Genomic DNA, 1,285 nt, shown 5'->3' on the forward strand with positions numbered 1-1,285 from the left:
GGGCTGAGGGTTCCCCAGAAAAATGAAAAGCACGATGAAGTGTGATCTACTGGTTGCGCTAACAAATCAGAAGAGACCTCATCGTGCCCTTACAGACAGTCTGCCAGAAATTTTTCTCCGCGTCTTTACCGGACGTTCACAGCTTCCGGATTAATGTCCTTGTTTCCATGGCCGTTGCCCTCACGCACGGTGCGGATCTGACCCTGACCAGCCTTGGTCGCACTCTTCCCGGCAGGGCGCACGTCAAAAATAAAATTAAACGTGTTGACCGTGCCCTGGGTAATACCGCCCTTCACCGGGATATTCCCCGTATTCAGCACCTGCTCACACATACCATCACCTCCCTGATGCCCTTCTGTGTGATTGCTGTCGACTGGACAGGCTGGCATGACAGGAACTGGTATCTTCTGCGGGCAAGCCTGGTCTGTAATGGTCGCTCACTGCCGCTTATGAGTGAGGTTGTCCCCGCAGAGCTGGCGCAGAACAGCGATGTACAGTGCCGCTTCCTTGACCGCCTGCATGATGCCATCCCGAAAGATAAAGCCGTCACCATCATTACGGATGCAGGCTTCAGGACAGACTGGTTCCGGCATGTCAGCCAGCTGGGCTGGAGCTTCACCGGCAGGGTCAGGGGCTGCATCAGCTTCCGGCTGGACGGAGATAAAAAGTGGATGAAAATCAGTGAGCTTGAGGCTACCGGACAACCGGTCTGCGTGGGTTACGGTGTCCTGTCCCGTAAACCACGAACGCCCTGTTACGGCCGGTTCTATCTGCATAAGCGCCCTGACGCAGGGCGTCAGGGAAAAGGGGGGATGCCGAAAACACAGCGGGAACACCGCAGTAGCGCGCGGGAGCCCTGGCTGCTGTTCAGTAATGCAGAGGGACTGGAGCCACACCAGATAATGGCCCTGTACAGCCGCAGAATGCAGATAGAACAAAACTTCCGGGACGACAAAAGTCCACGCTTCGGGTTCGGTCTGAGGCTGAGCCGGAGTCAGGGAAAAGGGCGACTGGAAGTGCTGAATATGGTCGCGGCAATGGCAAGCCTGGTGATGTGGCTGGCAGGTTACAGGGCAGAAAGGCAGTGTTTACACTGGCACTATCAGGCAAGCAGCATCAGGCACAGACGGGTTCTGTCATATCTGAGTCTGGCAGAAGAAGTCATCCGGCATGAGCCCGGGAAAGTGAGACGGCTGAATATAGTTAACGAGATGAAAAAGCTGGGAAAAGAGTACAGTAATATGGTCATGGTGGCATGACCATATTACTGGGGATCCCTCAGCCC

1 protein-coding gene is annotated in these 1,285 nt (G+C 55.2%); it reads left to right on the forward strand.

Translation table 11 applies throughout. The features are described 5' to 3' along the window. Positions 1 to 83 precede the first annotated feature (83 nt). Positions 84 to 1,259: an IS4 family transposase gene (locus ACMWKA_RS25650; protein ID WP_038418736.1), complete on the forward strand. Its 1,176-nt coding sequence runs from the start codon at positions 84 to 86 to the stop codon at positions 1,257 to 1,259. Positions 1,260 to 1,285 lie beyond the last annotated feature (26 nt).

It is taken from the genome of Enterobacter sp. 03-F-07-AD-ECC (genome assembly GCF_047530935.1).
Taxonomy (GTDB): Bacteria; Pseudomonadota; Gammaproteobacteria; order Enterobacterales; family Enterobacteriaceae; genus Enterobacter; species Enterobacter cloacae.